The organism is Streptomyces sp. NPDC014801 (assembly GCF_043082085.1).
Lineage (GTDB): Bacteria > Actinomycetota > Actinomycetes > Streptomycetales > Streptomycetaceae > Streptomyces.
Genome location: NZ_JBIBXG010000013.1, coordinates 101,489 through 121,058 on the forward strand (window position 1 = coordinate 101,489; position 19,570 = coordinate 121,058).

Genomic DNA, 19,570 nt, shown 5'->3' on the forward strand with positions numbered 1-19,570 from the left:
TGGCCAAGGAGGCCGCGGAGCTGGTGGCCGACGAGGTCCTCGCCGAGTCGGCGGAGACGTCGGCGGCGGTGGCGGCCGAGGTGGCCCAGGACACCGCCGGTGAGGAGGCGACGGAGACGTCGTCGCCGGCCGCTGCGGACGCGGTCGAGCCGGAGGCCGCCGCGGAGGCCGCCCCGTCGGAGGCCGGGGAGCCGGAGGCCGCGGAGGCGGACGCCGGGGAGCCGGCCGCCGCGGAGACGGACGGCGAGGAGCCGGGCGCCGCAGAGCCGGGCGCCGCGGAGCCGGGCGCCGCGGAGGCGGACGCCGCGGAGACGGACGGCGACGCGCCGCAGGCCGCCGCGGAGTCCGGCGGGGACGCCCCGGCCGCCGGCGGGCAGGACGCCACGGGGAAGTCCGGGAAGCCCGAGGGCAAGTCCCAGGGCAAGTCCGACACGTAGCCGCTCAGGGGGCGTGCGCCTTGCTTTGCCAGGTGCACGCCCCGCGGCACGTCAGAATGTTCGGGTGATCCCGCAGCTTTTCAGCCCCTCCGTCCAGCACACGCTCGACCTGGTCGGCATCTTCGTCTTCGCCATCTCCGGTGCGCTGCTGGCCGTGCGCAAGAACTTCGACGTGTTCGGCATCGCCGTCCTCGCCGAGGTCACCGCGCTGGGCGGCGGACTGTTCCGGGACCTGATCATCGGCGCGGTGCCGCCGGCCGCCTTCACCGACCTCGGCTACTTCCTCACCCCGCTGCTCGCCGCGCTCGTGGTCGTCTTCCTGCACCCGCACGTCGAGCGGATCCAGGCGGCCGTGCTCGTCTTCGACGCGGCCGGCCTCGGCCTGTTCTGCGTCGCCGGGACGACGAAGGCGTACGCCTACGGGCTGGGCCTGACCGCCTCGGCCACCCTGGGACTGGCGACCGCCGTGGGCGGCGGCGTGCTGCGCGACGTGCTCGCCAACGAGGTGCCGTCGCTGCTGCGCTGGGACCGCGACCTGTACGCGGTCCCGGCGATCGTCGGCTCCACCATGGTCGCCCTGTGCATCCGCTACGACGCGCTCACCCCCCTGGCCAGCGGCCTCGCCGCCCTCACCGCGTTCGTCCTGCGCCTGCTGGCGATGCGGTTCCACTGGCGGGCGCCGCGCGCGTGGAACCGCCGGTCGACGGTCACGGAGGAGTAGGGGAGCGGGGGAGCCGGGGCGACCGGGGCCGGGGCTACTCCTTGCGCCCGGCGGCAGCCCGCGACGGGCTCCCGCTGGCCAGCTCCGCCCGGGTGGAACCGGCGCCGCCGGACTTCGACGGGGGAGCGGGCGGCGTGTGGTCCCGGACGCCGTGCTTGCCCATCTGCACCGACAGCCAGCGGAAGACGGTGTCCACCTGGGGCTTCCACAGCGCCATCGTGTGCCCGCCGGCGGTCCGCGGCAGGTAGACCACGTGCACGGTCGTGGGCGCCTTCGCGGCCTGCTTCAGCGCCAGGGCGGCCTCGTAGCCGTCGCGCGGCTGGCCGGAGAGGTAGAGGGCGATCTGCGGCGGCACCTTGGCCCTGCGCAGCAGCACCAGCGGGTTGTTCGCGGCGCGCAGCGCGGGCGTCTGCGCGGCGAGGGAGTTGCTCTCGCCGATCGGGTCGTTGTAGCCGGACAGACTCACGGCCGCCCGGTAGCGGTCGGGGTGGGCGACGGCGAGCTTGGCCGCGCAGTGCGCGCCCGCGGAGTACCCGGCGACCGCCCAGCCGCCCGGCGCCGGCTGGGTGCGGAAGTTGTCCATGACCATCTTCGGCACGTCGACGCTGAGCCAGGTGTCGGCGTTGACGGTGCCGGGGATGTTGGCGCAGCCGGTGTCGACGCCGGCCAGCAGGTTGGTGCGCGGCGCGACCAGGATGAACGGAGCGACCTCGCCGGAGCGCATCAGCGGCAGCAGCTGCTCGTGCGCCTTCATCGAGCCGAACCAGGCCTTCGCCGAGCCGGGGTAGCCGGGCAGGACCTCGACGACCGGGAACCTGTAGTGCCGCCAGTTGGGCAGGCTGTACTGCGGCGGCAGCCAGACGTAGACCTCGGCGTCCACCCCGGACACCTGTCCCTTGAGCTGCGTGACCTGCACCCCGCCGGCCGCGCGCATCCCGGGCCCGGTCGCGGGGCTGAACTTCTGCTTCACCTTGGGCAGCTTGTCCAGGGCGATGTTGCCGGTGCCGTTCGCGCCCAGGTCGGCGGCCTGGTGGACGTGGTCGCCGGTGCCGAGCAGGTCGTCCCAGTTGTCGTACAGGTTGTTGGAGTTGTTGACCAGGACGAACACCAGGGCCACGGCGGTGCCCTGGGCGAACAGCAGCATCAGCAGCCGGGCCGCGGCGCGCAGGGCCTTCGGTCCGCGCAGCCGTGACCACAGGACCAGAGGAACGAGCACGGCCACCACGGCCAGCACGATCAAGAGGTAGAGGAACGGAGTCCCGGTGAGGCTCATATCCCTAGAGAGGGCGATAACGCCCAGAAGGTTTACGGACCAGTACGGACACTTACCGTTTAATTGCCGAAGCCTCACCTGGGCGGCGGTGCGTCAGGCCGTTCGAGCGGAGAAAAGCTACCGCTTAGTAGTTAGCTGTTGTACCGTTCATGGCATGCCAGAAGCAGCTTCCGAAGCCGCCCGCCGGGCCACGATCGGCGACAGCGAGTTCGACCGCGACACCGCCGTCACCCGCCGCGCCCCCGGTGTCCACGACATCGACCTCTCGGCCGGCTGGACGATCATCAACGCCGTCAACGGCGGCTATCTGCTGGCCGTGCTCGGCCGGGCCCTGGCCGACACCCTGCCGCACCCGGACCCCTTCACCGTCTCCGCGCACTACCTCACCGCCTCCCAGCCCGGCCCCGCGGTCATCCGCACCGACGTCGTGCGCGCCGGGCGGACCCTGTCCACCGGGCAGGCCTCCCTCTTCCAGTACGACGACGAGGGCCGCGAGGTGGAGCGCATCCGCGTCCTCGCCTCCTACGGCGACCTGGCCGCGCTCCCCGACGACGTGCGCACCACGGCGAAGCCGCCGTCCCTGCCGCCCATGGAGCACTGCTTCGGACCCGAGGACGGCCCGGCCCCGGTCGAGGGCAGCTCCGCCATCACCGACCGGCTGATGCTGAAGCTGGACCCCGCCACCCTCGGCTGGGCGCTGGGGCAGCCGTCCGGCAAGGGCGAGATGCGGGCCTGGTTCGGCCTGGCCGACGGCCGCGACCCCGACCCGCTCTCCCTGCTGCTCGCGGTGGACGCCCTGCCGCCCACCGCCTTCGAGATGGGCCTCAAGGGCTGGGTGCCCACGGTCGAGCTGACCGTCCACGTGCGCGCCCGCCCGGCCTCCGGTCCGCTGCGGGTGGCCATCACCACCCGCAACCTCGCCGGCGGCTTCCTGGAGGAGGACGCCGAGGTCTGGGACAGCGCGGACCGCCTGGTCGCCCAGTCCCGCCAGCTGGCCCGGGTCAGGCTCGGCTGAGCGGGTCCCGGCCCAGCCAGGCCGCGAGACGGGTGTAGTCGTCCGCCCCCTCGGGAGCCGGCCGCACCCGCTCGAACGGCGTGTCGCCGCCGCGGGGCTCCTCGGGCAGCACCCGCCGGGCCGTGGCCAGCGCGAAGGCGGCCGGCTCCGGGTCGAGCGGGAGCGGGTGCCCGACGGCCTCGGACAGGTCCCAGGTGTGGGTGACGATCTCCATGACGTACCCGGACAGCGCCTGCCACCCGGGCACCTCGCCCCACGGCACCCGCACCGCCGACGCCATCCGCGCGTCGGGCTCCCAGGCCTTCAGCGCGCGGCTGCGCACCTCGTCGTAGGCCTCCGGCCAGCCGGCGTCCTCCACCCCCTCGGCGAACGGGTGCACGGCCATGCCGTCGCCGCCCTCGCCGATCACCGCGATCCGCAGCGTGCCGCCGACCATGTGGCTCAGCAGCCGCCGTACGTCGAACTCGGTGCACGGGGTGGGCCCGTCCAGCTGCCCGGGCCGGACGGTGCGGATCAGGGCGGCGGCCTGCTCGGTGGCGCGGGCGTAGACGGGGCGCGGGTCGATGGCGTTCATCGCATACCTCTCTGTCGGTCGGTACGCCGATGCTCGGCCCCTAACCTGACAGTTCCCGTCAGCATTTGCAGGCGGCTCTCCCGGGGCGCGATCCTGGGGCCGTGAAGTCCGACCGCCTGCTGTCGATCCTGCTGCTGTTGCAGACCCGCGGCCGTGTCCCCGCGCACGAACTCGCCGAGCGGCTGGAGGTGTCGGTGCGCACGATCTACCGCGACATCGAGGCGCTGTCCGCCGCCGGCGTCCCCGTCTACGCCGACCGCGGCCGGCACGGCGGCATCCGGCTGCTCGCCGGCTTCCGCACGGACGTCACGGGCCTGACCGCCGACGAGTCCCGGGCCCTGTTCATCCTGGCCGCCCAGGGCGCGCACGCGGCGCTCGGGCTGGACGCCGCGCTGGGCTCGGCCCTGCGCAAGGTGATGGCCGCGCTGCCGGCCCCGCACCGCCCGGCCGCCGAGGTGACCAGCCGGCGCATCCTGGTCGACGCCACCCGCTGGCGCGGCGGCCCGCGGCAGGCCTCCGACCTGGACGTGCTGCAGGACGCCGTGTTCGCCGACCGCCGCCTCAGGCTGCGCTACCGGCACAGCGGCGCGAGCGAGCCGCGCACCTACACCGTCGACCCCTACGGCCTGGTGTCCAAGGCGGGCGTCTGGTACCTCGTCGCGGACCGGCGGGGCGCGCCCCGGCTGTTCCGCGCCGACCGGGTGCGCTCGGCGACCCTGCTGGACGATCCGGTGCGGCGGCGGCCCGGGGTCGAACTCGCCGACGTCTGGGAGGTGCTGCGCCGCCAGGTGGAGGAGCGGCCGGGCGGCCTGGAGGTGGTCGTCCGGGTCCGGCGCGACCGGCTCGACATGTTCCTGCGGCTGACGGCCTCCGCGCTCGTCGCGCTCCCCGACGACGACGGCCGCGGCGACTGGGTGACGGCCCGCCTGTCGTACGGCGTCGTCGCCGAGACCCGCCAGCTGCTCGCCTTCTCCGACCGCGTCGAGGTCCTCTCCCCGCCCGAGGCCCGCGAGGAACTGGCCCGGGCGGCACGGTCCGTGGCGGCCCTGTACGACGGCGGCTGAGCCCGGCCGGGCGGGCCGGTGCCGGAGCCCGGCCGCCGGTCGGCCGGGCCGGTGCCGGCGGCTGAGTTCCGGTCAGTCGAGCCAGTGCCGGCGGCCGATGGTGATGAGCCGCATCTGCCGGGTCGCGACCTCGGTGACCCGCTCCCGTTCCCCGGCGGGCCCCTCCAGGGACTCCAGGAACAGGGAGGCGGTGATGAGCATCTGGTCGACGTAGAGCGTGGCGAGCATCAGCAGGTCGTCGTCGCTCCAGCCCCGCGAGACCGGGTCCTTGGCCAGCTCGGCCTTCACCTCCTCGGCGAACCGGGCCAGTTGGTCACGGATGGCCTCCCGCACCGGCTGCACCCCGCCGTGTCGTTCCCGGGCGATAAACCGGACATGTGCGGGGTACGCGTCCACATGACGGGCGATCAGTTCTACGGCGCGCACGATGCGTTCCTCGTGGTCGCCCGCCGTGGACACCGTGGTCCGGATCATCGGATGGAGGCTGCCCAGCGCCTCCTCGACCAGCGCCACGCCCAGATCCGCGATGGAGCGGAAGTGGCGGTAGAAGGCGGTCGGGGCGACGCCGACGGCGCGGGTGACCTCACGCAGACCCACGCTGCTCAGGCTCTGGTCCGCCAGGAGTCCGAGCGCCGCGTCCAGGAGCGCCTGCCGGGTCTTCTGTTTCTGGGCCTGCCGGATGCCGAGGGTGTGACTCATGCCATGCAGTTAACAACTGTTCTCCGGAATTGGAAAGCCGTCCGGCGCGCTAGACTAAGGAGTCAGTGAACAACTGTAACTACAACCGTTCACCGAAACTTCACGAGAGCATCTCGGAGGGGGATTCATCCCATGCTCTTCCTCGTAGCGGCCCTTCTGCTCCTCGGTGTGGTCATGGGCACCGTGGCCCACGCGCCGCTGTCCTTCACCGCCGTCGCGGCCGTCGTCATCGCGGTCTGGCTGGCCGTCTTCGCCGTCCGCGAGCGCCACGCCCGCCGGCGCGGCACACCGACCCGGTGACCGCCCGCCCGTCCGCCACCACCGCCAACTCCGATCGTCGGGAGCCCACCATGCAACTGACCGCACCGGCCGAACGCCGCACCGGGACCCGCGACACCGAGGGCATGGCCGTCGCCTCGTTCGTCCTCGGCCTGCTGGGTCTGCTCGTCCTCAACCTCTTCCTCGGCCCCATCGCCATCGCCCTGGCCTCCGTCGCCCTGTGGCGCGGCACGCCTCGCCGCGGCCGCGCGTACCTGGGCCTGGCCCTGGGTGTCGCCGACCTGATCGTCCTCGTCGCCTTCATGCAGGCCGACCACTCGGTGTCCTGGAGCTTCTAGCGGACGCAGGGCACGGCCGTGGAGCCGTGAGCGGGCGTACGGCACGGTCGCGCGCCGCCGGCGCCCTGCGTGGCCGTGGCGCGACGCACCGCTGAAGCCGGCCGGGGCGGCCCCGTAGAATCGGCGTCACCATGGCTTACCTCGACCACGCCGCGACCACGCCGATGCTCCCGGAGGCGGCAGAGGCCCTGACCGCCCAGCTGGGCGTCACGGGCAACGCCTCGTCCCTCCACGCGTCCGGCCGCCGGGCACGCCGCACCGTCGAGGAGGCCCGCGAGACCCTCGCCGAGGCCCTCGGCGCCCGCCCCAGCGAGGTGGTTTTCACCTCCGGCGGCACCGAGGCCGACAACCTCGCGGTCAAGGGCCTGTACTGGGCTCGCCGCGACGCCGACCCGGCCCGCACCCGGGTCCTCGCCAGCCCCGTCGAGCACCACGCCGTCCTGGACGCCGTGCACTGGCTCGGCGAACACGAGGGCGCCACCGTCGAGTACCTCCCGGTGGACCGCTACGGCCGGGTCCACCCCGACGCGCTGCGCGAGGCGATCGCCCGCAACCCCGGCGACGTCGCCCTGGCCACGGTCATGTGGGCGAACAACGAGATCGGCACCCTGCTGCCGATCCGTGAACTCGCCGAGGTCGCCGCCGAGTTCGGCGTCCCGCTGCACTCCGACGCGGTCCAGGCCTTCGGCCAGGTCCCGGTCGACTTCGCCGCCTCCGGCCTCGCCGCGATGACCGTGTCCGGCCACAAGATCGGCGGCCCCTACGGCATCGGCGCGCTGCTGCTCGGCCGCGAGTACAGCCCCGTGCCCGTCCTGCACGGCGGCGGCCAGGAGCGCCACGTCCGCTCCGGCACGCTCGACGTCCCCGCGATCGCCTCCTTCGCGGTCGCCGGCAGGCTCGCGGCCGAGCAGCGGGAATGGTTCGCCCGCGAGATCGGCGCCCTGCGCGACCAGTTGATCGAAGCGGTGCGGGCGGCCGTGCCGGACGCCCTTCTGGGCGGCGACCCGGCGCCCGAGGGCCGGCTGCCGGCCAACGCCCACTTCACCTTCCCCGGCTGCGAGGGCGACTCCCTGCTGCTCCTGCTGGACGCCCAGGGCATCGAGTGCTCCACCGGCTCCGCCTGCACCGCGGGCGTCGCCCAGCCCAGCCATGTCCTGCTCGCCACCGGCGCCGACCCCGACCTGGCCCGCGGCACTCTGCGCTTCTCCCTCGGCCACACCTCCACCGAGGCCGATGTCGAGGCGCTGGCGAAGGCCATCGGCCCCGCGGTGGAACGGGCCCGCGCGGCGGGCCTCACCTAGGACCGGCCCCGGACACGCGAGCCGGCCCGGACACGCGAGCGACCTACGAGACGGGTTCCCTTCGCCGGTATTGCCCGGATCAGGTGCTGGGGGTCGCCTTCCGGTCGGAAACCTTCCGGCCTCTCAGCCCGACCGTCGACGTCGGCCTCAGCGGAAGCCGGGGCTTCACGCTCAAGTCGGCTACTCCGGTCGGACTCCCTCACTCGCCTCGTAGGCCTGTATTCAGAATAGAACGCCCGAAGCGGGGCGGAAGGGGTGAAGTCCGGCTTTTTTCGCCGCTCATGCCGGAGCGGTGCTCGCCCGTCGCACCAGCCCCAGATAGCGCTCCCAGTCCCAGTGCGGCCCGGGGTCCGTGTGGTCCGTGCCCGGCACCTCGACATGGCCGATGATGTGCTCCCGGTCGACGGGTATGCGGTACCGCCGGCAGATCCCGGCCGTCAGCCGCGCCGACGCGGCGTACATCGCGTCCGTGAAGTCCTGCGGGCGGTCCACGAACCCCTCGTGCTCGATGCCGACGCTGCGCTCGTTGTACTCCCGGTTGCCCGCGTGGAAGGCCACGTCCAGCTCGCGGATCATCTGCGTGACCCGCCCGTCCTTGCGGACGATGTAGTGCGCTGCCGCCTTGTGGCCCGGGTCCTGGAACACCTTCACCGCGCTGCCGTAGCCGCCCTGTGTGACATGCACGACCACCCGGTCGATCGGGTAGTCGTCGGGGCGGTCGGCCCGGCGGTAGTTCGCCGTGGACGCCGCCACCCACAGGGCGCCCCGGAAGTCCACCGCGCCCGCCACCCGCGGCTTCTCCACCCCCGGCAGCCGCCACCACAGATGCGCCAGCTCGTCCCGGGCCAGCAGCCCGGTGCCCACGGCGGCCGCCGCACCGCCGAGGAGCAGGGCGCGCCGCCCGATCCGCCGGTCCGTGTCGCTCTTCGCCTCCCCCATATGAGCGTGAACGCATATCCGGCGGTCCCGGTTCCCGCGCCCCCGTACCCTGGAGGGGCTATGACTGACACCCCGCAGCGCACCCGCCCCCTCCGCGTCCTGGCCGCCATGTCGGGCGGCGTCGACTCCGCCGTCGCCGCGGCCCGTGCCGCCGAGGCGGGCCACGACGTCACCGGCGTGCACCTCGCGCTCTCCGCGAACCCGCAGTCCTTCCGCACGGGCGCGCGGGGCTGCTGCACCATCGAGGACTCCCGGGACGCCCGCCGCGCCGCGGACGTCATCGGCATCCCCTTCTACGTGTGGGACCTCGCCGACCGCTTCCGCGAGGACGTCGTCGAGGACTTCGTCGCCGAGTACGAGGCCGGCCGCACCCCGAACCCGTGCCTGCGCTGCAACGAGAAGATCAAGTTCGCGGCGCTGCTCGACAAGGCGCTCGCGCTCGGCTTCGACGCCGTCTGCACCGGCCACTACGCCAAGGTGATCGTGCGCGAGGACGGCACCCGCGAGCTGCACCGCGCCTCCGACATGGCCAAGGACCAGTCGTACGTGCTCGGTGTGCTGGACGACCGGCAGCTGGCGCACGCGATGTTCCCGCTCGGCGACACGGTCACCACCAAGGAGGAGATCCGCGCGGAGGCCGAGCGCCGGGGCCTGGCCGTCGCCAAGAAGCCCGACTCGCACGACATCTGCTTCATCGCCGACGGCGACACTCAGGGCTTCCTCGCCCGGCGCCTGGGCAAGGCCGAGGGCGACATCGTCGACGAGTCCGGCACCAAGCTCGGCACGCACGAGGGCGCGTACGGCTTCACCATCGGCCAGCGCAAGGGCCTGCGCATCGGCACCCCGGCGCCCGACGGCAAGCCCCGGTACGTCCTCGACATCTCCCCGGTGACCAACACCGTGACGGTCGGCCCGGCCGACGCCCTCGACGTCACCGCGCTCACCGCGATCAAGCCCCGCTGGTGCGGCACCGCGCCCTCCGGCCCCGGCACGTACACCGCCCAGCTGCGCGCCCACGGCGGCGAGACCGAGGTGAGCGCGGAACTCGTCGACGGCGAGCTGCGGGTCACCTTCGCCGAGCCGGTCCGCGGCGTGGCCCCCGGCCAGGCCATCGTCCTGTACGACGGCACGCGCGTGGTGGGCTCGGCGACGATCGCCGCGACCACGCGCGCGACGGCGGACGTGGCCTGACCCGCACGCACGGCGAGCCTGACGCGGGCGCACGGGACGGCCCGCGAGGTTCCGACGCCGCCGCGCGGCCGCCTAGGCGCAGAAGAACTCCGTCAGCACCGGGCCCAGGACGTCCGGCTCCACCATGTGGGTCTGGCCCTCCAGGACGCGGAAGTCGCCGCCGGGTGCCGCCTCGGCGACCGCGCGGTTCGCCTCGCGCATCCACGCCGGGCTCGCCCCGCCGGCGACCACCAGCAGGGGCGTGGTGACCTCGGCGACCCGGTCGTGGGGGAGCAGCCCGTCGCCCATGACCTCGGCGTCGTGGGCCAGGCTCGGGGCGATCGCCTCCATCCCGGCCCACATCGGGGACTGCCGCGCACCCCGGATGACCTCCTCGCCGAGGCCGGTCAGCCGCAGGAACAGCTCCACCGCGTCCCCGCGCCGCCCGTCCGACAGCGCCGCGGTCAGGTCGCGCCGGTACGCGGCGTGCCGCTCCGCGCCGCCCTCCAGGAAGTCCGCGAACGGCACCTCGTAGACCCCGGCCTGACGCACCGGCAGTCCGCTCGCCGCCGCCCGGAGCACCAGCGCGCCGCCCGAGGAGACGCCGAACAGGGCCGCCTCGCCGCCCAGAGCGTCGATCAGCGCGGCGAGGTCCTCGACCTCCCGTTCCACCGCGTACGGCTCCGTGTCGCCGCTCTCGCCGCGGCCCCGCCGGTCGTACACCACCGCCGTGCAGTGCCGCGCCAGTCGCTCGGCGAGCGGGGCCAGCGTGCCGCCGGTGGACATCGCGCCGCTCACCAGGACGACGGCCGGGCCGTCGCCGTAGCGCGTGCCGGCGATGCGGGTTCCGTCGCGCGACACCACCGTCAGCCCGGTCCGGCCGTCCTGATTCTCCTTCTCCTTCTTCTCCATGGCAGAGCAGACTGCCGCAGAAGGAGCGGTCAGACGGTCACGACACTTCCACCTCGTAGAAGCAGAGGTGGTTCGCGATCTGCGCCACGTCCGGTTTCGGGTCCGGGTAGGACCACACGAGGTCGGGCGCGCCGGGCAGCGACCAGTAGGACGCCGTGCCCTTGAACGGGCAGTAGGTGTGCGTGTCGGAGGGGGTCAGGAGGTCCAGCCGGACGTCCTCGGCGGGCAGGTAGTAGCGCGGCGGGCAGCCGGTCTCCCGCAGCACGAGCGCGCGGTCGCTCTCCGCCAGGACGTGACCGTCGTGCACCACGCGCACGTGCCGGTCGCTGAGCTCGATGGTGATGGTGTGTCCCTGGGCCATACAGGGGGAGCGCTTCCCGGGCGCCGCTTCTTCCCGCGTACGGTGGACGGCATGCGTATCTGCGTCTTCCTCTCCGCCGCCGACCTCGACGACCGCTACACCACTCCCGCCCGGCAGTTCGCCGAACTGCTCGGCAAGGGCGGCCACACCCTCGTCTGGGGCGGCTCGGACGTCGGCCTGATGAAGGTCGTCGCCGACGGCGTGCACGAGGCCGGAGGACGGCTGTGTGGGGTCTCCGTGGACTTCCTGGCGGCCAAGGTCCGCCCGGGCGTCGACGACATGGTGATCGCGAAGGACCTCGCGGAGCGCAAGCGGCTGCTGCTGGAGAAGGCCGACGCGGTGGTGATCATGGTGGGCGGCACGGGCACGCTCGACGAGGCCACCGAGATCCTGGAGCTGAAGAAGCACGGCCACACCGACAAGCCGGTGGTGCTGCTGAACACCGAGGGCTTCTACGACGGCCTCAAGGAGCAGTTCCGCCGCATGGAGGACGAGGGCTTCCTGCCCCGCCCCCTCAACGAGCTGGTCTTCTTCGCCGAGGAGCCGGTGGGCGCCCTGGCCTACCTGGAGGAGAGCCAGGGCATCGCCTGACCCGGCGCGCCCCGGCGCCGCCCGGCGGGTGCGGCGGCCGGCTGGCGCCGCCCGCGGGCGAGGCCGCCCGGCCGGGCCTCCAGCAGCGCCCGTACCGGCGTCGCGCGGAGCCGCCCGGCCCGGCGTCGGGCGGTGGCCGCGGGATGCGAGCATGGCGGGCATGGCTACACATGTGATCACCGGGGCCGGTTCCGGCATCGGCGCGGCCGTCGCCCGCCGGCTGCACGCGCGCGGCGACGAGCTCGTGCTGCACGCGCGCGACGCGGGCCGCGCCAAGGAGCTGGCCGCCGAGTTCCCCGGCGCGAAGACCCTGGTCGGCGACCTCGCGGACCCCGACAAGCTGTCGTGGGCGCTGTCCCACCAGTCGCTGCCGGACCGCGTGGACTCGCTGCTGCACATCGCGGGCGTCGTCGACCTCGGCCCGGTCGGCGACCTCACCCCGAAGTCCTGGCGCCACCAGCTGAACGTCAATCTGATCGCGCCCGCCGAGCTGACCCGGCTGCTGCTGCCCCAGCTGCGCGCCGCCCGCGGCCACGTGATCTTCGTCAACTCCGGCGCCGGCCTGAACGCCCACGCCGAGTGGTCGGCGTACGCCGCCTCCAAGCACGGCCTGAAGGCCCTCGCCGACTCCCTGCGCCAGGAGGAGCACGGCAACGGGGTGCGCGTCACCTCCGTCTACCCCGGCCGCACGGCCAGCCGCATGCAGGCCAAGGTCCACCAGCAGGAGGGCAAGGAGTACGACCCGCAGCGCTGGATCGACCCGGAGTCGGTGGCCACGACGATCGTCATGGCCCTCGACCTGCCCCGCGACGCGGAGGTCAACGACCTGACGGTGCGACCCGGGCGGTGAAATCACCGGCGGCCGCTGCGTAGGCTTCCGGCGTGAGCGAAAACAGCCAGTTCAGCTTCGGTGCCGCCACCGGGGTCGGGTCGATGCCCGGCGGGGACGCCCGGGAGGCCGTCAAGACCGTCACCGGTTCCTTCGAGGACTTCCCCCATCTGCCCGAACTGCCCGGTCGCGGGCCCGGCGCGGACATGATCGGGCGGACCGCCGGGATGCTGGTCGAGCTGTACGCGCGGGTGGAGCCCAGCGGCTGGCGCCTCGGCGACCGGCCGGGCCGTGACACCAAGCGGGCCCGGTCCTGGCTCGGCGAGGACCTCGACGCGCTGGAGGAGTACACGCAGGGCTACGAGGGCCCGCTGAAGGTGCAGGCGGTCGGCCCGTGGACGCTGGCCGCCGGCCTGGAGCTGAGGAACGGCGAGGCCGCCCTCTCCGACCCCGGCGCCTGCCGGGACCTGGCCGCCTCCCTCGGCGAGGGGCTGCGCCTGCACCTCGCCGAGGTCCGCCACCGCGTCCCCGGCGCGCGGATCGTGCTCCAGCTGGACGAGCCGTCCCTGACCGCCGTCCTGCGCGGCCGGGTGCGGACCGCGAGCGGCTACCGCACCCACCGCGCCGTCGACCGGCAGATCGTCGAGGCCACCCTGCGCGACATCGTCGGCGTGCACGCCGACGGCCCGGTCGTGGTCCACTCCTGCGCCCCGGACGTCCCCTTCGCCCTGCTGCGCCGGGCGGGCGCCGCCGCCGTCTCCTTCGACGTCTCGCTGCTCACCGAGCGTGACGACGAGGCGATCGGGGAGGCCGTGGAGAGCGGCACCCGGCTGTTCGCCGGTGTCGTGCCGGGCACGGACGGCCCGTTGTCAGACCCTGCCGGTAGCGTCATGGGTGTCAGGACGCTGTGGCGCAGGCTGGGGCTGGCTCCGGGGCTTCTCGCCCGGGCCGTCACGATCACGCCCGCGTGCGGGCTCGCGGGCGCCTCCCCGGCGTACGCGCGCCAGGCGCTCGCCCACTGCGTCCGGGCGGCGAGATCCCTCGCGGACAACCCAGAGTAACGGGAGGACAACACGGTGGCCGGCGACAAGCAGCAGGCGGAGACGGCAGTGCCCGCCGAGGCTCGCGAGAAGCACGCGCAGCTCGCTGAGCAGATCGAGGAGCACCGCTTCCGGTACTACGTGAAGGACGCTCCCGTCATCAGCGACGCGGAGTTCGACCAGCTGTTGAAGACTCTGGAAGCGCTGGAGGAGCAGTATCCGGAGCTGCGCACCCCGGACTCGCCCACCCAGAAGGTCGCGGGGGCGTACGAGACGGAGTTCACCTCCGTCGAGCACCGCTCCCGCATGCTCTCCCTCGACAACACCTTCAACGACGACGAGCTCGCCACCTGGGCCGACCGCATCGCCAAGGAACTGGGCACGCAGAAGTACCACTTCCTGTGCGAGCTCAAGGTCGACGGCCTCGCCGTGAACCTCACCTACGAGCGCGGCCGCCTCGTCCGCGCCGCCACCCGCGGCGACGGCCGCACGGGCGAGGACATCACCCCGAACGTGCGCACCATCGCGGAGATCCCCGACCGCCTCGCGGGCGACCGGGTCCCCGACCTGGTGGAGATCCGCGGCGAGGTCTACTTCCCCGGGGAGAAGTTCGAGGAGCTCAACGCCCGCCTGGTCGCGGCCGGCGACAAGCCCTTCGCCAACCCGCGCAACGCCGCCGCGGGCTCGCTGCGCCAGAAGGACCCGCGCGTCACCGCCACCCGCCCGCTGCACATGGTCGTCCACGGCATCGGCGCCCTGGAGGGCTTCGAGGGCCTCACCCGCCTCTCCGAGGCCTACGACCTGCTGGGGACCTGGGGCCTGCCCACCTCCCGGCACAACAAGGTGGTCGACGACCTCGACGGCGTGCGCGCGTTCATCGCCTACTACGGCGAGAACCGGCACTCGGTGGAGCACGAGATCGACGGCGTCGTCGTCAAGCTCGACGAGATCCCGCTCCAGGGCCGCCTCGGCACCACCTCCCGCGCCCCGCGCTGGGCCATCGCGTACAAGTACGCGCCGGAGGAGGTCAACACCAAGCTGGTCAACATCCGCGTGGGCGTCGGCCGCACCGGCCGCGTCACCCCGTACGCCCAGGTCGAGCCGGTGACGGTGGCCGGCTCGGAGGTCGAGTTCGCCACCCTGCACAACCAGGACGTGGTCAAGGCCAAGGGCGTGCTCATCGGCGACACGGTGGTGCTGCGCAAGGCCGGCGACGTCATCCCGGAGATCCTCGGCCCGGTCGTCGACCTGCGCGACGGCAGCGAGCGCGAGTTCGTGATGCCCGGCGAGTGCCCCGAGTGCGGCACCCCCCTGCGGCCGATGAAGGAGGGCGACGTCGACCTGCGCTGCCCCAACGCGCGGACCTGCCCGGCCCAGCTGCGGGAGCGCCTGTTCTACCTGGCGGGGCGCAAGGCCTTCGACATCGAGCACTTCGGGTACGTCGCCGCGGCCGCCCTCACCAAGCCGCTGGAGCCCGCGGACCCGCCGCTGAAGGACGAGGGCGACCTGTTCGACCTGACCGTCGAGCAGCTGCTGCCCATCAAGGCGTACGTGCTCGACCAGGACAGCGGCCTGCCCAAGCGCGACCCGAAGACCGGCGAGGAGAAGATCGTCACCGTCTTCGCCAACCAGCAGGGCGAGCCGAAGAAGAACGCCCTGGCCATGCTGGAGAACATCGCCGCGGCCAAGCAGCGCCCCCTCGCCCGCGTCCTGACCGGCCTGTCGATCCGGCACGTCGGCCCGGTGGCCGCCGAGGCCCTCGCCCGCGAGTTCCGCTCGATCGACCGCATCGAGGCGGCCAGTGAGGAGGAGCTGGCGAACACGGAGGGCGTCGGCGCCATCATCGCGGCCTCCCTCAAGGAGTGGTTCGCCGAGGAGTGGCACCAGGAGATCCTGCGCAAGTGGAAGGCCGCCGGCGTCCGCATGGAGGAGGAGTCCGCCGGCGAGGGCGAGGGCCCCCGCCCGCTGGAAGGGCTTACCGTCGTCGTCACCGGCACCCTGGAGCAGTTCACCCGCGACGGCGCGAAGGAGGCGCTGCAGAGCCGGGGCGCGAAGGTGACCGGATCGGTGTCGAAGAAGACCTCGTTCGTCGTGGTGGGTGACAACCCCGGATCGAAATACGACAAGGCGATGCAGCTGAAGGTGCCGGTGCTGAACGAGGACGGCTTCACCGTCCTGCTCGACCAGGGACCCGAGGCCGCGGCCGGGGTCGCGCTTTCGGCCGAGGAGTAGCGGTTGAAGGCCACCCGATCGGCGCATATCAGATGCATACGGGTGGCCGGGGCGCATTCGGGCAACCGTCGGCGACCGCTGCCCGTGGAAGCGTTCTGCGGCCTACTGTTGAGATGTGCGCCTGCCGTGCCCAGCTGCGGTCGGGGCATCGCCCTGCTCGTGACGGGCAGGGGGAAGGGTTTTCCAACGCGGAGCCGTTGATGGATGTCGGGCATCGGGCCGCGTGGCGTGGGCACCGCCGGCTGTGAGAGGGACGGGAATGGAACCGACCGAGAGCACCGCCCCCGGCTCACGGCTGCGCCGTGCGGCGGGCGTGTGGCGGGGGAGCCGGTGGGTGACCCGGGTCGTGGAGCGCGCCGGCGCGCCGGAGCGCGCCAAGCCCGCGTTCCCGGGCGCCGACGGCGACGGTGCCCTGCGCGGCGCCGGCCTCAGGAGCGCGGACGGCCGGGACGGCGCCCGGCGCGGCACCGGCCTGCCCGGCGGCGAGACCCTCGACGCCGGACCGCGGCCCGCCGGCGCCCTGCCCTGCGCGGACCACGAACGCCCCCTGTCCTGGCCGCCGCTGCCCGCGGCGGTCGTCGCGGCCGCCGGGTGCGTGCTCGGCGCCGGCTTCTACCGCGCCTTCACCGGCGGCCACGCCCTCTTCCCGTCCGGCGCGGTCGGCTGGTCGCTGGCCGTGCTGACCGGCATCATCGTCGGCCACCTCGTCATGCTGGGCCGCGCCCGCTGGTGGGGCGGCACCGGCTCCGGCGCCGCCCTCACCCTGGCCGTCCTGCTGCTGTACGGCTGGGTCCCGGCCGGCATGGTCAGCCTCACCGTCGTCGTCCTGGTCGGCATAGCCCGCCGCCACCGCTGGCGGCAAGGAGTGCTGTACGGCGCGGTGGACCTGCTCGGCATCGGCGCCGGCGCCCTGGTGCTCGCCTGCTTCGGCGCCGTACCGAGCGTCGAGGCGCCCTGGGACCCCGGCACCTGGACCTTCTACACCGCCCCCGAGGTGGTGCTCGTCGCCGTCGCCTACCTCGCCGTGACCCGTGTGCTGCTGTGGTATCTGCACGCGCCGCGCTCCGGCGGGCTGCCGACGGTCGCCCGCACCGCGCTGGTCCGGCAGGGGCTGGTCGCCGTCGCCCTGCTCGGCATAGCCCCGCTGGTGTGCGTGGTGGCCACCGCCAAGCCGGTGCTGCTGCCGCTGTTCTCGATCCCGCTGATCGCCCTCGACTCCACCCTGTGGATGGCCCGGGCCCGCGCGGAGGAGCAGCTGCGCGACCCGCTCACCGGGCTGCCCAACCGCCAGTGGCTGCTGGAGCGTATCTGGACCGCGCTCGACGACGCCGAGCGCATCGACGCCCGCGCCGCCCTGATGCTGATAGACCTCGACCGCTTCCGGTCGGTCAACGACACCCTCGGCCATCTCGCCGGCGACCGGCTGCTGCTCCAGATAGCCGACCGGCTGAGGCTGGCCCTGCCGCGCGGCGCCGAGGTGGCGCGGCTCGGCGGGGACGAGTTCGCCGTGTTACTGCCGGTCGCCGACTCCACGACCTCGGCGATGCGCGTCGCCCGCGGCCTGGTCGCCGACCTCAGCTCCCCTCTCGACCTCGACGGCCTCACCCTCGTGCTGGAGGCCAGCGCCGGGGTCGCCGTGTTCCCGGACCACGCGCTGGAGGCGGAGGGCCTGCTGCGCCGCGCCGACGTGGCGATGTACCAGGCGAAGCGGGACCGCACCGGCGTGGAGGTCTACGAGTCCAAGCGCGACTCCAACACCCCCGACCGCCTCGGCCTCCTCGGTGATCTGCGCCGGGCGCTGGACGCCCACGAGGTCCAGCTGCACTACCAGCCCAAGGTCCGCTTCGACGGCCAGGTCGCGGGCCTGGAGGCGCTGGTGCGCTGGGTGCACCCGGAGCGCGGCAAGGTGCCGCCGGACGAGTTCATAGCGATCGCCGAGTCCTCCGGCCTGATGCCGCACCTCACCGAGTACGTGCTGGACACCGCGCTCGCCCAGGTCGCCGCCTGGCGCGCGCAGGGGCTGTTCGTCCCGGTCGCCGTCAACGTCTCCCCGCGCGACGTGCACACGCCCGGCTTCGCCGGCTCCGTCGCCGCCCGGCTCGCCCGGCACGGGGTCCCCGCCGGGTCGCTGCAGCTGGAGATCACCGAACACGTCCTGCTGGAGGACCCGCAGCGCGCCGCCGACACCCTCGCCGGGCTCACCGGCCACGGCGTGAAGATGTCCCTGGACGACTTCGGCACCGGCTACTCCTCGCTGGTGCACCTGCGCCGGCTGCCGGTGAGCGAGCTGAAGATCGACCGCTCCTTCGTGGCCCGGCTCGCCGTGGACGCCGAGGACGCCGAGATCGTGCGCTGCACCATCGACCTCGCCCACTCCCTGGGGCTGCTCGTCGTCGCCGAGGGCGTCGAGGACGACGAGACCTGGGAGCACCTGCGCGACCTCGGCTGCGACGCCGTCCAGGGCTGGCTGGTCGCCGCGGCGATGCCCCCGGACGAGACCACCGCCTGGCTGCGCGCCCGCGGCTCCCGCGGCTGGCAGCGCCCGGCGGCGGCCCTCCCGGCAGCCACGGTGGACGACCCCGGCCGAGTCGGCTGACCGACCGGACCACCGCCTCGGGCGCCGCATCGCGGTACGGCCGGCCCCACGGCGGCCGCGAGACGTCCTCTCGGCAGCACACAGGAACGCCACGGCGTCATCCGCCGTGGCACCGCGGAGCCGCTTCCCTCAGCCCGCCGTGAAGTGGCCGATCAGCAGGGACAGGCGTTGTGCGTGGCCGTCCTCGGGCAGGCGGCCGCTGCGCATCAGGGTGACCAGGCCGTGCAGCCCCGCCCAGAACGTCTCGGTGAGCAGCCCGATGTCGTCGCCGGGTGCCGCGATCGGCTCCACGGCCTGCCGCAGCTCGCCGAAGGCCTCCTGCAGCGGCGCCGGTGCCTGGGGCGTGGCGAACGGCAGGTCCACGGCGTGCGTGAACATCGCGTCGTACAGCGCGGGCCGCCGCCGGCCGAACGCCGCGTACGCCTCGCCCACGGCCGCCAGCCGCTCCCGCGCGCCCGTCACCGCCGTACGCGCCGCGCGCAGTTCCACCGCCAGGTCCGCGCAGCCCTGCACCGCGACCGCCGCCATGATCGCGTCCTTGCCCTTGAAGTGGCTGTAGAGGACGGGCTGGCTGTACTCGATCTCGGCCGCGAGACGCCGGGTGGTCACCGCGTCCCAGCCCTCCGCCTCCGCCAGTTCCCGGGCGGCCGTCACGATCAGCCGCTCGCGTTCCGCTCGTTCGCGCTCCCGGCGCGTCTGGATCGTCATGCCCGAAATTCTAGCAGCGCTAGCGTTCCTGTCGATGCTCTGCTAGCTTCGCTCTTGTTCCTAGCAGCGCTAGACATCCTTCACAGGGGGACTTCCATGACCGTCACCGCGTACACCCTGGCCGTCCTGCTCGACCTGTTCTGCCTGTTCCTCGGCTACCGCTTCTGGTTCCAGCCCGGCCCCGCGGCGGCCGGCTACGGCGTACCGGCCGACCCGAACGGCGACGCCCGCGCCTACCTGTCGGTCAAGGGACTCAGGGACGGCACCCTCGGGCTGGTGGGCCTCGCCCTGCTCGCCTTCGCCGGAGCCCGCGCCGAGGCCTGGTTCATGGTCTGCGTGGCACTCATCCCGTTCGCCGACACGGTGATCGTGCTGCGCAACGGCGGCGCGAAGGCGGTCGCCTTCGGGGTCCACTTCGCCACCGCGATCGTGGTACTGATCAGTGCCGGACTGCTCTTCGCGGTCTGACGTCACTCACAGGGGGAGAAACG

The 19,570-nt window shown here is 73.5% G+C and carries 20 protein-coding genes, 1 pseudogene and 1 riboswitch; of the genes and pseudogenes, 13 read left to right on the plus strand and 8 right to left on the minus strand.

The window, feature by feature from the left end:
• Window positions 1–251: 251 nt before the first annotated feature.
• A pseudogene (locus ACF1AL_RS29950) lies at window positions 252–419 on the minus strand (pentapeptide repeat-containing protein); the annotation flags it as partial.
• A gap of 82 nt (window positions 420–501) precedes the next feature.
• Between ACF1AL_RS29950 and ACF1AL_RS29955 the strand changes: the two are divergent.
• Window positions 502–1,158, plus strand: a complete 657-nt coding sequence (locus tag ACF1AL_RS29955) for a trimeric intracellular cation channel family protein (protein WP_366839435.1) — start codon at window positions 502–504, stop codon at window positions 1,156–1,158.
• Between the two features lie 34 nt (window positions 1,159–1,192).
• Here the strand turns inward: ACF1AL_RS29955 and ACF1AL_RS29960 are convergent, their stop codons facing one another.
• Window positions 1,193–2,431 (minus strand): alpha/beta hydrolase-fold protein, encoded by a 1,239-nt coding sequence (locus tag ACF1AL_RS29960; RefSeq protein WP_366839436.1) that lies wholly within the window; start codon window positions 2,429–2,431, stop codon window positions 1,193–1,195.
• A gap of 154 nt (window positions 2,432–2,585) precedes the next feature.
• Here ACF1AL_RS29960 and ACF1AL_RS29965 point away from each other — a divergent pair, with 154 nt between their 5' ends.
• A complete protein-coding gene (locus ACF1AL_RS29965) occupies window positions 2,586–3,446 on the plus strand; it encodes a thioesterase family protein (RefSeq protein WP_391828185.1) in 861 nt (286 codons plus the stop codon).
• On the opposite strand, the gene ACF1AL_RS29970 is transcribed toward ACF1AL_RS29965, so the two are convergent.
• The gene (locus ACF1AL_RS29970; protein WP_391698142.1) at window positions 3,433–4,020 is read right to left on the minus strand and encodes a TIGR03086 family metal-binding protein; all 588 of its coding nucleotides are present in this window, start codon (window positions 4,018–4,020) and stop codon (window positions 3,433–3,435) included. The genes ACF1AL_RS29965 and ACF1AL_RS29970 overlap by 14 nt on opposite strands.
• Before the next feature lie 101 nt (window positions 4,021–4,121).
• On the opposite strand from ACF1AL_RS29970, the gene ACF1AL_RS29975 reads away from it, so the two are divergent.
• Entirely contained in the window at window positions 4,122–5,084 is a 963-nt protein-coding gene (locus ACF1AL_RS29975; RefSeq protein WP_391828187.1) for a helix-turn-helix transcriptional regulator, read from the plus strand.
• A 72-nt stretch (window positions 5,085–5,156) separates the two neighbouring features.
• Here ACF1AL_RS29975 and ACF1AL_RS29980 read toward each other — a convergent pair whose 3' ends face one another.
• Window positions 5,157–5,783, minus strand: coding sequence for a TetR family transcriptional regulator (locus ACF1AL_RS29980; RefSeq protein ID WP_386419419.1), 627 nt, complete (start codon window positions 5,781–5,783; stop codon window positions 5,157–5,159).
• A gap of 132 nt (window positions 5,784–5,915) precedes the next feature.
• Between ACF1AL_RS29980 and ACF1AL_RS29985 the strand changes: the two genes are divergently transcribed.
• From ACF1AL_RS29985 to ACF1AL_RS29995, 3 genes are all read left to right on the plus strand, one after another.
• On the plus strand, window positions 5,916–6,083 hold the full coding sequence (locus ACF1AL_RS29985; protein ID WP_366839441.1) for a hypothetical protein: 168 nt from the start codon (window positions 5,916–5,918) through the stop codon (window positions 6,081–6,083).
• Window positions 6,084–6,133: 50 nt separating this feature from the next.
• Entirely contained in the window at window positions 6,134–6,400 is a 267-nt protein-coding gene (locus tag ACF1AL_RS29990; protein ID WP_366839442.1) for a DUF4190 domain-containing protein, read from the plus strand.
• Window positions 6,401–6,531: 131 nt separating this feature from the next.
• A complete protein-coding gene (locus tag ACF1AL_RS29995; RefSeq protein ID WP_391698145.1) occupies window positions 6,532–7,701 on the plus strand; it encodes a cysteine desulfurase family protein in 1,170 nt (389 codons plus the stop codon).
• Between the two features lie 39 nt (window positions 7,702–7,740).
• Window positions 7,741–7,912, minus strand: a riboswitch (TPP riboswitch).
• Window positions 7,913–7,980: 68 nt separating this feature from the next.
• Here the strand turns inward: ACF1AL_RS29995 and ACF1AL_RS30000 are convergent.
• Window positions 7,981–8,640, minus strand: coding sequence for an N-acetylmuramoyl-L-alanine amidase (locus ACF1AL_RS30000; protein WP_391828189.1), 660 nt, complete (start codon window positions 8,638–8,640; stop codon window positions 7,981–7,983).
• A 60-nt stretch (window positions 8,641–8,700) separates the two neighbouring features.
• Here ACF1AL_RS30000 and mnmA point away from each other — a divergent pair, with 60 nt between their 5' ends.
• Window positions 8,701–9,831 carry a tRNA 2-thiouridine(34) synthase MnmA gene (gene mnmA / locus ACF1AL_RS30005; protein ID WP_366839445.1) on the plus strand — a complete coding sequence of 377 codons (1,131 nt, stop codon included), beginning with the start codon at window positions 8,701–8,703 and terminating at the stop codon, window positions 9,829–9,831.
• 72 nt (window positions 9,832–9,903) lie between these two features.
• Here the strand turns inward: mnmA and ACF1AL_RS30010 are convergent, their stop codons facing one another.
• The gene (locus ACF1AL_RS30010; protein WP_391828191.1) at window positions 9,904–10,722 is read right to left on the minus strand and encodes an alpha/beta fold hydrolase; all 819 of its coding nucleotides are present in this window, start codon (window positions 10,720–10,722) and stop codon (window positions 9,904–9,906) included.
• A 37-nt stretch (window positions 10,723–10,759) separates the two neighbouring features.
• Window positions 10,760–11,083, minus strand: a complete 324-nt coding sequence (locus ACF1AL_RS30015) for a DUF427 domain-containing protein (RefSeq protein WP_384212966.1) — start codon at window positions 11,081–11,083, stop codon at window positions 10,760–10,762.
• 51 nt (window positions 11,084–11,134) lie between these two features.
• Between ACF1AL_RS30015 and ACF1AL_RS30020 the strand changes: the two genes are divergently transcribed.
• The 5 genes from ACF1AL_RS30020 (at window position 11,135) to ACF1AL_RS30040 (ending at window position 18,371) form a co-directional block, all read left to right on the plus strand.
• Window positions 11,135–11,674, plus strand: a complete 540-nt coding sequence (locus ACF1AL_RS30020) for a TIGR00730 family Rossman fold protein (RefSeq protein ID WP_366839447.1) — start codon at window positions 11,135–11,137, stop codon at window positions 11,672–11,674.
• A gap of 151 nt (window positions 11,675–11,825) precedes the next feature.
• Complete coding sequence (locus ACF1AL_RS30025; RefSeq protein ID WP_366839448.1) at window positions 11,826–12,524, plus strand: SDR family oxidoreductase; 699 nt, start codon at window positions 11,826–11,828, stop codon at window positions 12,522–12,524.
• 32 nt (window positions 12,525–12,556) lie between these two features.
• Window positions 12,557–13,564: a methionine synthase gene (locus ACF1AL_RS30030; protein WP_391819641.1), complete on the plus strand. Its 1,008-nt coding sequence runs from the start codon at window positions 12,557–12,559 to the stop codon at window positions 13,562–13,564.
• A 15-nt stretch (window positions 13,565–13,579) separates the two neighbouring features.
• Complete coding sequence (gene ligA, locus ACF1AL_RS30035) at window positions 13,580–15,775, plus strand: NAD-dependent DNA ligase LigA (protein ID WP_391828192.1); 2,196 nt, start codon at window positions 13,580–13,582, stop codon at window positions 15,773–15,775.
• A gap of 259 nt (window positions 15,776–16,034) precedes the next feature.
• A complete protein-coding gene (locus ACF1AL_RS30040) occupies window positions 16,035–18,371 on the plus strand; it encodes a putative bifunctional diguanylate cyclase/phosphodiesterase (protein ID WP_391779449.1) in 2,337 nt (778 codons plus the stop codon).
• 129 nt (window positions 18,372–18,500) lie between these two features.
• Here ACF1AL_RS30040 and ACF1AL_RS30045 read toward each other — a convergent pair whose 3' ends face one another.
• Window positions 18,501–19,079, minus strand: a complete 579-nt coding sequence (locus ACF1AL_RS30045) for a TetR/AcrR family transcriptional regulator (RefSeq protein WP_366839452.1) — start codon at window positions 19,077–19,079, stop codon at window positions 18,501–18,503.
• Window positions 19,080–19,175: 96 nt separating this feature from the next.
• On the opposite strand from ACF1AL_RS30045, the gene ACF1AL_RS30050 reads away from it, so the two are divergent.
• Complete coding sequence (locus ACF1AL_RS30050) at window positions 19,176–19,547, plus strand: DUF4267 domain-containing protein (protein WP_366839453.1); 372 nt, start codon at window positions 19,176–19,178, stop codon at window positions 19,545–19,547.
• Window positions 19,548–19,570 lie beyond the last annotated feature (23 nt).